At 44.7% G+C, this 14,665-nt stretch carries 12 protein-coding genes and 2 tRNA genes; 2 read left to right on the forward strand and 12 right to left on the reverse strand.

Going from position 1 to position 14,665, the window contains the following annotated elements; all coding sequences use genetic code 11:
* Positions 1-16 precede the first annotated feature (16 nt).
* The 10 genes from infB to rlmE all read right to left on the reverse strand — a co-directional run bounded on the left by infB (position 17) and on the right by rlmE (position 10,794).
* Positions 17-2,734, reverse strand: coding sequence for a translation initiation factor IF-2 (gene infB / locus L2W36_RS01010; protein ID WP_171388989.1), 2,718 nt, complete (start codon positions 2,732-2,734; stop codon positions 17-19).
* 22 nt (positions 2,735-2,756) lie between these two features.
* Positions 2,757-4,244 carry a transcription termination factor NusA gene (gene nusA, locus L2W36_RS01015; RefSeq protein ID WP_006072040.1) on the reverse strand — a complete coding sequence of 496 codons (1,488 nt, stop codon included), beginning with the start codon at positions 4,242-4,244 and terminating at the stop codon, positions 2,757-2,759.
* Between the two features lie 33 nt (positions 4,245-4,277).
* Positions 4,278-4,733: a ribosome maturation factor RimP gene (rimP, locus tag L2W36_RS01020; RefSeq protein ID WP_006072042.1), complete on the reverse strand. Its 456-nt coding sequence runs from the start codon at positions 4,731-4,733 to the stop codon at positions 4,278-4,280.
* 234 nt (positions 4,734-4,967) lie between these two features.
* Positions 4,968-5,044: transfer RNA gene (locus L2W36_RS01025), tRNA-Met, on the reverse strand.
* Between the two features lie 55 nt (positions 5,045-5,099).
* A tRNA-Leu gene (locus tag L2W36_RS01030) sits at positions 5,100-5,183 on the reverse strand.
* A gap of 34 nt (positions 5,184-5,217) precedes the next feature.
* Positions 5,218-5,553, reverse strand: coding sequence for a preprotein translocase subunit SecG (secG, locus tag L2W36_RS01035; protein WP_006075643.1), 336 nt, complete (start codon positions 5,551-5,553; stop codon positions 5,218-5,220).
* Between the two features lie 280 nt (positions 5,554-5,833).
* Complete coding sequence (glmM, locus tag L2W36_RS01040; protein WP_236109128.1) at positions 5,834-7,171, reverse strand: phosphoglucosamine mutase; 1,338 nt, start codon at positions 7,169-7,171, stop codon at positions 5,834-5,836.
* A 21-nt stretch (positions 7,172-7,192) separates the two neighbouring features.
* A complete protein-coding gene (gene folP / locus L2W36_RS01045; RefSeq protein WP_038225500.1) occupies positions 7,193-8,023 on the reverse strand; it encodes a dihydropteroate synthase in 831 nt (276 codons plus the stop codon).
* Between the two features lie 55 nt (positions 8,024-8,078).
* The gene (gene ftsH, locus L2W36_RS01050) at positions 8,079-10,058 is read right to left on the reverse strand and encodes an ATP-dependent zinc metalloprotease FtsH (protein WP_124940659.1); all 1,980 of its coding nucleotides are present in this window, start codon (positions 10,056-10,058) and stop codon (positions 8,079-8,081) included.
* 106 nt (positions 10,059-10,164) lie between these two features.
* Positions 10,165-10,794: a 23S rRNA (uridine(2552)-2'-O)-methyltransferase RlmE gene (gene rlmE / locus L2W36_RS01055; RefSeq protein WP_038225504.1), complete on the reverse strand. Its 630-nt coding sequence runs from the start codon at positions 10,792-10,794 to the stop codon at positions 10,165-10,167.
* Positions 10,795-10,906: 112 nt separating this feature from the next.
* On the opposite strand from rlmE, the gene yhbY reads away from it, so the two are divergent.
* Positions 10,907-11,203, forward strand: coding sequence for a ribosome assembly RNA-binding protein YhbY (gene yhbY / locus L2W36_RS01060; protein WP_038225582.1), 297 nt, complete (start codon positions 10,907-10,909; stop codon positions 11,201-11,203).
* A gap of 147 nt (positions 11,204-11,350) precedes the next feature.
* Here the strand turns inward: yhbY and greA are convergent, their stop codons facing one another.
* Entirely contained in the window at positions 11,351-11,824 is a 474-nt protein-coding gene (gene greA, locus L2W36_RS01065; RefSeq protein WP_006075365.1) for a transcription elongation factor GreA, read from the reverse strand.
* Between the two features lie 472 nt (positions 11,825-12,296).
* On the opposite strand from greA, the gene dacB reads away from it, so the two are divergent.
* On the forward strand, positions 12,297-13,736 hold the full coding sequence (gene dacB / locus L2W36_RS01070) for a serine-type D-Ala-D-Ala carboxypeptidase (protein WP_236109129.1): 1,440 nt from the start codon (positions 12,297-12,299) through the stop codon (positions 13,734-13,736).
* Between the two features lie 33 nt (positions 13,737-13,769).
* Here dacB and L2W36_RS01075 read toward each other — a convergent pair whose 3' ends face one another.
* Positions 13,770-14,615, reverse strand: a complete 846-nt coding sequence (locus L2W36_RS01075; RefSeq protein WP_006075367.1) for a magnesium transporter — start codon at positions 14,613-14,615, stop codon at positions 13,770-13,772.
* Positions 14,616-14,665: the final 50 nt, after the last annotated feature.

Below are 14,665 nucleotides of genomic sequence, written 5' to 3' on the forward strand. Positions count from 1 at the left end.
GTAACGATTTTGTCAATTAGTCTAGAGTACGTTTGATTTCAACGATTTCGAATACTTCGATTTGGTCGCCAACGCGAACATCGTTGTAGTTCTTAACGCCGATACCACATTCGTAACCGTTCTTAACTTCTTGAACGTCATCTTTGAAGCGGCGTAGAGATTCTAGCTCACCTTCGTAGATTACAACGTTATCACGCAGTACGCGGATTGGGTTGTTACGCTTGATAGTACCTTCAGTGACCATACAACCAGCGATTGCGCCAAGTTTTGGAGACTTAAATACGTCACGTACTTCTGCAAGGCCGATGATTTCTTGCTTGAACTCAGGAGCAAGCATACCGCCCATTGCTTGTTTCACTTCATCAATCAATTGGTAAATGATTGAGTAGTAACGAAGGTCTAGGTTTTCTGTTTCAACTGCACGACGAGCAGATGCGTCAGCACGTACGTTGAAACCTAGGATGATAGCGTTAGATGCTGCTGCAAGTACTGCATCAGTTTCTGTAATACCACCAACACCAGAACCTACGATGTTTACTTTAACTTCGTCAGTAGACAGTTTCAGTAGCGAGTCTGCAATTGCTTCTACAGAACCTTGTACGTCTGCTTTCAGTACTACGTTAAGCTCAGCAACATCACCAGCTGTCATGTTAGAGAACATGTTTTCTAGTTTCGCTTTTTGCTGACGCGCAAGTTTCACGTCACGGAATTTACCTTGACGGTAGTTTGCTACTTCACGAGCTTTACGCTCATCACGTACTACAGTTGCTTCATCACCTGACGATGGCACACCAGACAGACCTAGGATTTCTACAGGAATAGAAGGACCAGCTTCTGTTACCTCTTTGCCTAGTTCATCACGCATTGCACGCACACGGCCGTATTCTTGACCACATAGTACGATGTCGCCTTTACGTAGCGTACCAGATTGAACTAGGACTGTAGCAACTGGACCACGGCCTTTATCTAGGAATGATTCTACAACCACACCAGATGCCATGCCGTCAGCAACCGCTGTTAGCTCAAGTACTTCTGATTGAAGTAGGATAGCTTCTAGAAGACCGTCAATGTTAGTACCTTGTTTCGCAGAGATGTGAACGAACATGTTCTCACCGCCCCACTCTTCAGGAATAACATCGTACTGTGCCAGCTCGTTCTTAACGTTATCTGGGTTCGCGTCTTCTTTATCGATCTTGTTTACAGCAACGATTAGAGGTACACCTGCTGCTTTCGCGTGCTGGATAGCTTCAACCGTTTGCGGCATTACGCCATCGTCCGCAGCAACTACAAGAACAACGATATCTGTCGCTTGAGCACCACGAGCACGCATAGCAGTAAACGCCGCGTGTCCTGGAGTATCAAGGAAGGTGATCATACCGTTTTCAGTTTCAACGTGGTATGCACCGATGTGCTGTGTAATACCACCCGCTTCGCCAGAAGCAACGTGTGTACGACGAATGTAGTCAAGTGTTGAAGTCTTACCGTGGTCAACGTGACCCATGATAGTAACAACTGGCGCACGAGATACGGCTTCAGACGTTGCGTCACGATCAGACAGTACTGCTTCTTCCAGTTCGTTCTCTTTACGAAGAACAACTTTGTGACCCATTTCTTCAGCAACAAGTTGAGCTGTCTCTTGGTCAATCACTTGGTTGATTGTCGCCATTGCACCCATCTTCATCATCACTTTGATGACTTCAGTGCCTTTAACTGACATCTTCTGAGCTAGTTCAGAAACCACGATTGTCTCACCAATTACAACGTCTTGCTTAGCAACGGTTGCTGTCTTATCGAAGCCGTGCTGCATAGAAGTTGGTTTAGCCAACTTACCTTTCTTGCCACGTTGGTTACGACCACCGCGACCACCACGTGAATCATCACGCTCTTGTGCAGATTTCTTCTTACGACGACGAGGTGCTTTCTCTTCGCTGCGGTCTTGAGCGTCTTCCGCTTCACGAGCGTAAGTTGAAGTCGTTGTGTGATAGTCAGCTTTTTCGCTGTCTTTTGACTTCTTCTCTTCCTCAGACCAACGAGCTGCATTTTCTTCAGCTAGTTTACGAGCTTCTTCTGCTAGACGAGCCGCTTCAGCTTCTGCCTTGCGTTGCGCCTCTTCTTCTTGACGGCGCTTCAGCTCGTCCGCTTCTTTCTTCGCTTCAGCATTCTTTGCGTTCATTTGTTTCTTAGCCTTTTCCGCTTCGTCGCGCTTTTCTGCTGTTGATTCTGCATTGCGTTTCTCATCCGCTTCACGTTTTGCTTTTTCCTCAGCTAAACGTTTTTCTTCGGCTTCTCGCTTCGCTTTCTCTTCAGCTTCGCGCTGTGCTTTTTCTGCAGCTTCACGTTTGGCTAGCTCTTCGGCTTCACGTTGTGCACGCTCTTCCGCCTCACGATTTGCTGCTTCCTCAGCTTCACGTTTTGCTTGCTCGTCGATCGCACTGCGTTTTACATAAGTGCGCTTCTTACGCACTTCTACCTGTACATCTTTGCTTTTACCGCCACCTGCAGAAACAGATAACGTGCTACGAGTCTTACGTTGTAGTGTAAGACGTGTAGGCTCAGCATCGCCCGATGTATCACCATGTTCTTTTTTCAGGTGAGTAAGAAGCGTTTGCTTCTCCTCATCATTCACCTGATCGCTCTCTGATTTGTTAAGACCAGCATCAGCAAGTTGTTCAATTAGGCGATCCACTGGCGTACCAATTTCTTCGCTAAGTGCTTTAACCGTAAGTTTTGTCATGCAACTACCTCCTTGCTGATTATTATTCTTCGTCGCCGAACCAACAGATGTTACGTGCAGCCATGATTAGCTCGCCTGCGCGCTCTTCTGTTAGCCCTTCAATACCCTCTAACTCGTCTACACCTTGGTCTGCAAGATCTTCAAGCGTAGCTACACCTTTGGCAGCTAGTTTAAATGCCATTTCACGCTCAAGACCTTCTAGTGCTAGTAGGTCTTCTGCTGGTTCAACACCTTCAAATGACTCTTCTTGAGCAAGCGCAAGTGTAGTTAGGGCATCTTTTGCACGGCTACGAAGTTCTTCTACAAGCTCTTCGTTTAAGCCGTCGATTTCTAGAAGCTCATTCACTGGCACATATGCCACTTCTTCTAGTGTTGAGAAGCCTTCTTCAACCAGCATTTCTGCAAAGTCTTGCTCGATGTCGAGGTGCTTCATAAAGTTTTCGATAGAAGCGATAGCTTCTTCTTGGTGTTTCTTCTGTAGGTCTGCAACCGTCATTACGTTCAGTTCCCAACCCGTTAGTTGAGACGCTAGACGTACGTTTTGACCGCTACGACCGATAGCTTGTGCTAGGTTGTCTGCTTCAACAGCGATATCCATAGAGTGCGCGTCTTCATCAACGATGATAGAAGCAACATCCGCTGGAGCCATTGCATTAATAACAAACTGTGCTGGGTTATCGTCCCAAAGCACGATATCGATACGCTCACCGCCAAGTTCACCAGAAACAGCTTGAACACGCGCGCCACGCATACCAACACACGCACCCACAGGGTCAATACGACGGTCGTTAGTTTTCACGGCGATCTTAGCGCGAGAACCAGGATCGCGAGCCGCGCCCTTAAGTTCAATTAGCTCTTCTGCAATTTCCGGCACTTCAACACGGAATAGCTCTGCAAGCATTTCAGGCTTAGAACGAGTAATGAATAGTTGGAAACCGCGAGCTTCTGGTGCAACTTTGTATAGAAGACCACGTACACGGTCCCCCGGGCGGAAGTTTTCACGAGGTAATTGATCATCGCGCAAAATAACCGCTTCAGCGTTGTTACCAAGGTCTAGGATAATAGTGTCACGGTTAACTTTCTTAACCACACCAGTCACTAGATCGCCTTCGTTATCAATGAACTGCTCAACGATTTGTGCACGCTCAGCTTCACGTACTTTTTGCACGATAACTTGTTTAGCAGTTTGAGTCGTAATACGGTCAAACGTTACAGAGTCGATTTCTTCTTCTACAAAGTCACCAACCTGAATAGATTCATCATCGAATTGAGCTGCTTCAATTGAGATTTCTTTTGTTGGGAACTCAACTTCTTCTACTGCCATCCAACGGCGGAATGTTTCGAATTCACCCGTTTTACGATCGATAGCTACGCGTACATCAATTTCGATTTCGTGTTTCTTTTTCGTTGATGTTGCTAGCGCAATTTCTAGCGCTTCAAAAATACGCTCACGAGGAACAGCTTTCTCGTTAGAAACTGCTTCTACTACCGCTAAAATTTCTTTACTCATTTATCTAGCCTCTAAGCTTTTATTATTAGGGACCTAAAATTTAGGGATCAGGTTAGCTTTAGAAATGTTACTCAGTGCCATTTCTTCTTCGTTGCCGTCAACAATGATTGTGACAGTCTCGCCTTCAATAGATTGGATTGTACCTTTCCATTTACGACGGTTACCCACAGCCATTTTCAGAACGATGCTGACCTCGTGACCAATAAATTGTTCGTAGTGTGCTGCTTTGAAAAGTGGTCTTTCTAAGCCTGGTGAAGACACCTCTAGGTTATAAGCCACCGTAATTGGGTCTTCAACATCCATTACTGCACTTACTTGATGACTTACTTCTGCGCAAGCATCAACAGTAATACCATCTTCATGGTCGATATAGATACGAAGGGTAGAATGCTCACCAGCACGGATGAACTCTAAACCAACAAGCTCGTAGCCAAGTGCCTCAACAGGCGCTTCGAGCAATTCTGTAAGTTGTCTTTCTAAACCAGTCATTTAACCACTCCAGAAACAAAAAAAGGGCATATAGCCCAATTTAAATTCCAAGCATTTATTCGAGCGTTTCAAAAAGCTCAAATAACAAAAAACCCCGAAAGTCGGGGTTGTTTGTTGCTGGACCCTGATCACTAAGAAAAAGTAACACTCTACACATAGTAGTCAGTGTTTTCTTAGTGTGCAGTGATTTTTTCACACTGCTAAACTTGCAATCCATCAACACTTAGAAAGTATTGGTTGCGGGGGCCGGATTTGAACCGACGACCTTCGGGTTATGAGCCCGACGAGCTACCAAGCTGCTCCACCCCGCGTCCGACTTGCTGAGCATTATACGCTCACCAAACTGTATTACAAGTTTATAAATAATGGTGCCGAGAGAGGGACTCGAACCCTCACACCAAAGGCACTAGCACCTCATGCTAGCGTGTCTACCAATTTCACCATCTCGGCATTTAAGTTAATCGTCTAATAAATAGCAATTAACTTATTGAGGGATTTCATCACTGCTTTTAGCAGGAACATCACTCGCTGCATCAACTTGCTGTTCAACAACTTGACCTTGAGAAGGGTCAACCCATTGAGACTCACCTTTGTGAGTGTACATGTTGCCAAGTACTAAGCTGATAACAAAAAATACGATTGCAAAAATTGCAGTCATTCGGGTTAGGAAATTCCCTGAGCCACTAGCACCAAACACAGTGTTTGACGCGCCAGCACCGAATGAGGCTCCCATATCTGCGCCTTTACCTTGTTGAATTAACACTAGGCCAATAACACCAAGCGCAGCCAACAGGTAAATCACAAGTAGAACTTGAATCATTTGTCCACCTATGTTCCAAATTGTTGAGCCAGCGCTGCTTTCATTGCTACATGCATTGAAAACCTGGCTATGACCTCCTAAGAGAAGGCGGTGGCAATACTAGCGAATGCCGCACTGACTGACAAGAGAAAAATGACAAAAATCTTTCGCCGAGCCGTTAACCGCTCAAAAAAAAGGCGAAAGCTCAATTATCGTAAAGAAGAAGCGGTTAATCATATAGAAAACAAACAAGAACCAAAAGCAATTTTTGGTTCTTGTTAAATACAATAGCCTACGAAGGTTAGCAGTTTTCTTTTACAATATCGGCAATGTACTGAGCTGAATCGTTAACCAAAGTTTCGTCCTCACCTTCAACCATAACTCGCAGCAGAGGTTCAGTACCTGATTTACGCAGAAGTACTCGACCTTTATCACCTAGATCTGCTTCTGCTTTCTTCACCGCAGCAATAACAGCATCCGCTTCCAATGGATTTGCATCACCGCTAAAACGAACATTAATCAGTACTTGCGGATAAAGCGTCATGCCACTTGCTAGTTCATTGAGTGACATTTTCGCACCAACGATAGAAGCCAGTACTTGCAGTGCTGCAACAATCGCATCACCAGTGGTGACTTTATCAAGTAGAATAACGTGCCCAGAGTTTTCAGCACCAATACGCCAACCTTTCTCTAACAGTTGCTCCATTACGTAACGGTCACCAACTGCTGCGCGAACAAAAGGAATTCCTAACTGCTTAAGACCGTTTTCCATCCCTAAGTTGGTCATCAATGTACCAACAACACCGCCTTTAAGTTCACCGCGGCGCAGTGCATCGCGAGCAATAATATAAGCGATTTGGTCGCCATCGACTTTATTGCCTAGGTGATCAACCATAATAATACGGTCACCATCACCATCAAACGCTAAGCCAATATCTGCTTTTTCAGCTACCACTCGAGCTTGTAAGGCACGTACATCCGTTGCACCTACTTCGTGATTGATGTTCGTTCCATTTGGCTCAACACCCATCGTAATGATATCAGCACCTAATTCGGCAAACACAGACGGTGCAATTTTGTACGTCGCACCATGAGCACAATCTAGAACGATTTTTAATCCCGCTAGGCTCAGATCATGTGGGAAAGTACTTTTACAAAACTCAATATAACGGCCAGCGGCATCACTTAGACGGCTTGCTTTACCCAACTCAGCAGATTCAACACATTCAATATCTTTGTCGAGCTCTTCTTCAATAGCCAGTTCAATCGCGTCCGGCAATTTCGTGCCTTCCGAAGAGAAGAACTTAATACCGTTGTCGTAATATGGGTTGTGTGACGCTGAAATCACGATACCAGCTTCGGCACGAAACGTCTGAGTAAGGTATGCAACGGCTGGCGTTGGCAATGGGCCTGTGAAAATAGCTTTTAGACCCGCCGCAGAAAGACCTGCTTCCAAGGCAGACTCCAACATGTAACCAGAGATACGAGTATCTTTACCGATGATAACCTTTTTAGTGCCTTGTTTCGCAAGTACTCGGCCGGCAGCCCAACCGAGTTTTAGTACAAAGTCTGGAGTGATCGGAAATTGACCGACCTTTCCACGAATACCATCAGTACCAAAATAACGTCGTTGTGACATAGTATTTCCCTAATTTTATTCTTATATATTTGATTGCATCATCTGGACGATTTTCATCGCTTCGATGGTTTCTTCTGCATCGTGCACACGAATAATTTGCGCACCTTTAGCTGCGGCAAGCGTCGCGCAAGCTAAGCTCCCTGCAAGACAGTCTGCTGGTGCTTTATCAAGTAATTTAAAGATCATCGACTTTCTCGACATGCCCGCCAGTATTGGCAGACCAAACTGGTGAAATTTCTCCAGGTGAGCCAGAAGGTGATAATTATGCTCTAGCGTTTTACCAAAACCAAATCCAGGGTCAAGAATCAATTGATCTTTTTTGATTCCCACTTCCTCACAAGCCTTGATGCGCTGTTCTAGAAACTCAGCGACGTCTCCAAGTAAATCGTTATAAGTTGGATTCGTTTGCATTGTCCTAGGCTGGCCTTGCATGTGCATTAAGCAAATAGGAACGCCTGCATCAGCTGCGACTTGAAGCGCTCCAGGCTCTTGCAGTGCTCGAACGTCATTGATGATATCCGCACCCGCTTCAATTGCCTTTTGCATCACTTCAGCTTTACTGGTATCGATTGAGATCCAGACATCGTAACGTTCACGAATCGCTTGGATAATCGGAATTACGCGTGATAATTCTTCCTCAAGTGTCACATCTGGCGCACCAGGACGTGTTGACTCGCCACCGATATCGATGATCGATACACCGGCTTGAATCATAGATTCAACCTGAGTCAAAGCTGCATCGATAGAATTGAATTTACCACCATCAGAAAACGAATCAGGGGTAACATTGACGATACCCATGACATGTGGGCGATCCAAAGGGAGGGATTTATTGTTTGCTTTTAAAATCATAGTTGCCATAAACAAGAAAAGCCCCGAGCAAAACTCGGGGCTTATTTATTACTGCTTATTCTGAATCTTTCTTCGTAGTTTCAGAATCTACTTTTTCAGCCTTAGCATCGGAGTCAACCGCTGGTGCAGACTCTTCGACTTTAGGCTCAGCTTGTTGCGGTTTCGCTTCCGCTTTTGGCTCTGGAGCACTTTCCTGCTGAGATTTAGCTTGGTCACCCCAACCCGCTGGCTCACGAATGTCATCTTTACGTTCCATTAGGTCATCGATTTGACCCGCGTCGATGGTTTCGTACTTAACAAGCGCATCTTTCATCGAGTGCATGATGTCCATGTTCTCTTCAAGAATTCTCTTCGCACGGTCATAGTTGCGGTCGATGATCAAACGAACTTCTTCATCAATCAGTTTCGCTGTTTCACCAGATATATGTTTAGTCTGAGTTACACTGCGACCCAAGAATACTTCGCCTTCATCTTCTGCATACAGAAGAGGCCCAAGTTTCTCAGAGAAACCCCATTGAGTAACCATTTTACGAGCGATATCAGTTGCGCGTTCAATATCGTTTGATGCACCTGTAGATACCTTGTCTTTACCGTAAATAAGCTCTTCAGCAAGACGACCGCCGTATAGGCTTGAGATCATAGACTCTAGGTGTTGGCGAGACATACTCACACGATCTTGCTCTGGCAGATACATAGTCACACCCAGTGCTCGACCACGTGGAATGATGGACACCTTATACACTGGATCGTGTTCAGGAACCAAACGACCAACGATCGCGTGACCCGCTTCGTGGTATGCCGTCGACTCTTTGGTTTCTTCCGAAAGCACCATAGAGCGGCGCTCTGCACCCATCATGATCTTATCTTTCGCTAATTCGAACTCGACCATAGATACATTGCGCTTGTTACCGCGCGCCGCAAATAGTGCCGCTTCGTTAACTAGGTTTGCAAGGTCTGCACCAGAGAAGCCCGGAGTACCACGTGCAATCAAAGATGGCTCTACGTCTGATGCTAGAGGTACTTTGCGCATATGAACTTTAAGAATCTGCTCACGACCACGTACATCTGGTAGACCAACCACAACTTGACGGTCAAAACGACCAGGGCGAAGTAGTGCTGGGTCAAGTACGTCAGGACGGTTAGTTGCTGCGATAACGATGATACCTTCGTTACCTTCAAAGCCATCCATTTCTACTAGCATTTGGTTCAATGTTTGTTCACGTTCATCGTGACCACCACCAACACCAGCGCCACGCTGACGACCTACCGCATCGATCTCATCGATGAATATAATACAAGGTGCAGCTTTCTTCGCTTGCTCGAACATGTCACGTACACGAGATGCACCCACACCAACGAACATTTCAACGAAATCTGAACCAGAGATAGTGAAGAACGGTACTTTTGCTTCACCAGCAATAGCTTTAGCAAGCAACGTTTTACCAGTACCTGGAGGACCAACCATTAGAACACCAGTTGGGATCTTACCGCCCAATTTCTGGAATCGGCTTGGATCACGTAGGTAATCTACCAGCTCTTTTACGTCTTCTTTTGCTTCATCACAACCTGCAACATCAGCAAACGTGGTTTTGATCTGCTCTTCACTCATCATACGAGCTTTGCTCTTACCAAACGACATGGCACCTTTACCACCGCCGCCTTGCATTTGACGCATGAAGAAAATCCAAACACCAATAAGAAGAATCATTGGGAACCATGAGATAAAGATAGTGCCCAACAGGCTTTGTTCTTCTGGTGGTGTCCCTGAAACTTTTACGTTTTGGTTAATTAGGTCATCAAGTAGCTTTTGATCATAAACTGGCATGTAAGTCACAAAGCGACTGCCACCGCCACGGCGAGTAAAGGTTATCTCGCTGTCTTTAAATTGAGCTTCTTGAATCTGGCCATTGCCAACTTCCTGTACGAACGTGGTGTAATCTACCGCTCGACCGTTGCTTTCGCCTGGTCCAAAGCTTTGGAATACCGACATCAACACAACGGCGATGACTAACCACAAAATTAAATTCTTTGCCATGTCACTCAAGGTGTCAGCCTCTCGATAACTAATTGTAATTAAAGGTAGGGTACTACAGTTTTTCGGCTGTAGCTACATTGTTAATTTTGTCTTTGTAAACTAATGTTCAGCCTTTGAAACCATTAGCTACAATAAACACCTCACGAGAGCGAGCTCTAGATGAGTCTGGTTTGCGAATCTTCACTACTTTGAAGGCATCGCGCACCTGTTTGACGTACTCATCAAATCCTTCACCTTGGAACACTTTCACTACGAAACTGCCGCCTGGTGCCAAAGTTTGATGACACATATCTAATGCTAGTTCAACAAGATACATTGCTCTAGGCTGATCGACAGATAAGTTTCCTGCCATGTTAGGAGCCATATCAGACATTACTACGTCGACCATATCCGGTTGGATTCTTTCGAGTAGTGCATTTAGAACTGCTTCTTCTCGAAAGTCCCCTTGAAGAAAGCTTACACCTGATATTGGATCCATCGGCAATAAATCACAAGCAATTACCTGCCCTTCATCACCTAAAACCTTTGCGGCGTATTGAGACCAGCCACCGGGAGCAGCGCCTAAGTCAACCACTGTCATCCCAGGTTTCAGTAGCTTATCTTTATTTTGAATCTCTTCAATCTTAAAGATAGCACGAGAGCGGTAACCTTTTCTTCTGGCTTCATTCGCATATTTGTCATCAAAATGCTCTTTCAACCAACGACCAGAACTGGCCGAATGTTTTTGCTTACTCATTCAAATTCCAACTCAATAAGGGCACGCCCTCAGAATAAAGTATAGTCTTCGTCATTAGATGGCGTTAAAATACGACTTTTCAACCCTAATAGTAAATAAATTTGGCCGCGTTATGAACCTAAGCACCAAACAAAAGCAGCACCTAAAAGGCCTAGCACACGCACTTAAACCTGTCGTGCTTCTAGGCGCAAATGGACTAACAGAGGCTGTTCTAGCGGAAGTAGAAATCGCTCTTGACCACCACGAACTGATTAAAGTGAAAGTGGCATCAGAAGACCGTGAAACTAAGCTACTGATTATCGACGCTATTGTGCGCGAAACTAAAGCTGAAAAAGTTCAGGTTATCGGTAAGACGCTTGTTCTTTACCGTCAGTCAGAGCAAAAGAAAATCGAACTGCCACGCAAATAATTTGCTCACTGTTTGATTTAATTGAAACATTTTGTTTCAAAGTGGAAAAGGTCGCAACAGCGGCCTTTTCATTTTTCTTACATCCTGAACTCGTATCTCATCTACAAAAAAAGCCGCCCTTGGCGACTTTTTCTCTGCGAAATCAGCTTAAATATAAGCAACTTTATCGATTTCAAAATCTTTTTGACCGCCTGGAGTCACGATAGTCACTTCATCGCCTTCCATTTTGCCAATCAGTCCACGTGCAATTGGGGAACTCACTGAAATACGGCCCGACTTAATATCAGCCTCGTCATCACCAACAATTTGGTAAGTCTGTTCAGCGTCAGTATCGATATCAATCAAAGTCACTGTAGAGCCGAAGATGATCTTGCCGGAGTTATCTAGCTTCGTCACATCAATAACTTGAGCTACAGAGAGTTTATATTCAATATCACGAATTTGAGCTTCACAGATGCCTTGCTCTTCACGCGCAGCATGGTACTCAGCATTTTCTTTTAGGTCACCTAGCTCACGAGCTTCAGCGATAGCTTCAGAAATTTGTGGGCGAAGCTTAAGTAGACGATCTAAATCTTCACGTAGCTTTTGTTCGCCACGTACAGTCATTGGAACCTTTTCCATTTTAACAACCTCTTTTCCAAAGCAGACTTTGGACAATAAAACCCTACTCAGGCAAGCCTGAGTACAATTTAAAAAATAACTGGATTAAGCCTAGTGTAATCAAAGTGCGTATACAAATCACTGAAATTCACACATTCGTTCATTGATGCTAGAAACAATCAGTCATCTTAAAATTAACAATTGCGACGACTATCTGTGTGTTTCCTGTGTGTTTCGAAGTGAACACTGGCCCTATTCTGCCTTAAGTTCGAAAGCTTACTGGTCAGCAAGACAATATAGCTTAGGTCTCTTAGCATACGCAAGGTCAACTCAACTAAGTTGAGACTTATATTGTCCAACAAATGCATATCGTATTTCACTGTCTATCTTGAGATAAAAACTTCATAGATTTCTTTGATAATTTATCACTTTATCTCGACTTAATAGGTTGTTAGCCTACATTAAAAATAAGCCCAACTTAACGAACCGACTTATGAAATCCAAATGCTTGCTCACTGCATTAATGATGCTACCTTTTTCCTCTTTCGCTACTGGTGTCGACGCGACTCAGTACTTACCAGATGGTAGCCGCAACGCATTACTTTTGGCGCCATTACATTCACCAACAGAAACGCTCATCTCACTAGATGCCGACCAGTTTTTTCCTCCCGCTAGCACGCTTAAAGTGGTCACTGCGCTCGCAGCAAAGCTGGCGCTACCCAATAATTTTCGTTTTGAAACAGTGTTATCACACTCTAAAAACACCTTAATTATTCGCTATACAGGCGATCCAACTTTTAGTCGCGAAGCACTAAGAACGATGCTAAAAGAAGCTAAATCAAGTGTCGGCAAGAACATCGATACGATATGGCTTGATGATACAGTGTTCAGTGGATACGAAAGAGCTGTAGGGTGGCCATGGGATATTCTTGGTGTCTGTTATAGTGCCCCATCTTCAGCGATCACCTTAGATGGCAACTGTGTCCAAGGTGCACTTTATACCAATAAAGATGGCACTACGCGGGTAAATGTTCCTGCTCATCAGCCTATTACTGTCTCTACTTCTGCCGTTAGTCTTTCTAAACAAGATCAAGAACAAGCTCACTGCGACCTCGAACTTCAATTTGATGGACAAAATCATTACTCAATTGATGGCTGTGTGGTCAATAGGAGCTCGCCCTTACCACTTAAATTTGCTGTCGCCTCACCCGATTTATTTACCTCAGAAGTCATCAAAACAGAGCTCAAGCGTTTAGGAATGAATCTTAAAGGTGAAATAAAGATGGGTAATCCTGAGGTAGCGAATGAGCAGCCACTATTTATCCAACGCTCAAAACCTCTTCCTGAGTTATTGGCCGTGATGCTTCAGGACTCCAACAACCTCTATGCCGACAATATCACCAAAACACTCGGCGCTCGCTATTATGGGCAAGCGGGCTCATTTAATAACGGAACAGCGGCAATTAAAGAGATTTTGAAGACTAAAGCAGGTATCGACATTCAATCTGCCGTGCTTGAAGATGGCTCTGGGCTTTCACGCAATAATCGCCTTACAGCCAACCAGATGCAGCAAGTATTGCGCTACATCTATGATAATGACAGCACGTTAAAACTCATCAAGCTTATGCCCGTTTCCGGTAACAATGGCACATTGAAATATCGCTCTAGTATGAGAAAGGCTCCTATCAAAGGCGCGCTTATCGCCAAAAGTGGGTCGCTATTCGGAACTTACAATATGATGGGATATGGCCTTGATGATAAGGGGAAACCAGAGAGTCTATTTGTGCAGTTTGTCACCGACTATCACCCTCAAAAACCAAAAACTAAAACTCCCACTATTTCACCGTTAACGCAGTTTGAGCAGAGCTACTATCGTCAAGTAGTAGACTATAGCTACTCTTTGGGACGTTCAAAAAACAAAGCGCAGCCTTAGCTGCGCTTTACTTAAGTGACTCTTTAGGCAGATTTAAGATAAACCTAAGAAGTGATTCACAACAGTGAAGTAAATCCACATCCCTGAAATATCAACAATCGAAGCCAGTACTGGGCTCACCAGTACTGCTGGGTCTAGTTTAAAGACTCGAGCAATAATAGGCAGCACACCACCTAGGGTCGTTGATACCGTTACCTGAATAAACAACGCTACTGCAATGGCCATGGCAATTAAATGAATGTCAAAGCCACCGGCTGAGTTCACATCACCAAAGACGAGAATTCGGCCAACCATAACTAAAGCAACCGCCGCAGCAAGACAGACTGCGACTCGGCTTTCTTTCCAAAGTACCTCTAGCCACTGACGCTTTCTTAGCTCTCCTGTTGCTAGAGCGCGGATCACCAATGTCGCCGCTTGGGTACCAGTGTTACCACCAGCTGCGGCTATTACAGGCATATAGACCGCTAGCAGTACTAGCTGGCTAAGCGTATCTTCGTACTGAGCTATAATAAGGCCCGAGACAATCCCTAACAGTGCCAACGTAATGATCCAACCAATGCGTTGCTTTACGTGTTCCATAACACCTGTTGTCAGATAACCACCAGTGGTCTCTGCTTCAGAGTGAATCAGTCCCAATTGGTGAGCAAAATGCCTGGCTCGTCTATCATGGCCTTGTAAGTCGAGTTGTTCGATTAAATATTGCACCTGCCCTAAAGCACAGTGTTGCAACACGCCAACGGCTTCGTCTATTGGCATCACGGTCAATAGGTTCAATTGCTGTGGTGTGTCGTATTTCAAAAATGCTTGAGTTGCTGCACTAATTTCTTCTTCTGAAAACAGTGGTGCATTCTCAATATAAGTATTGTTCATTACCGTCATGGCGAATCTCCCGATTAGCGTTGGTAACGACCATCAAACGTCAAAATAAT

It is taken from the genome of Vibrio sp. McD22-P3 (assembly GCF_021568915.1).
Lineage (GTDB): Bacteria > Pseudomonadota > Gammaproteobacteria > Enterobacterales > Vibrionaceae > Vibrio > Vibrio mediterranei.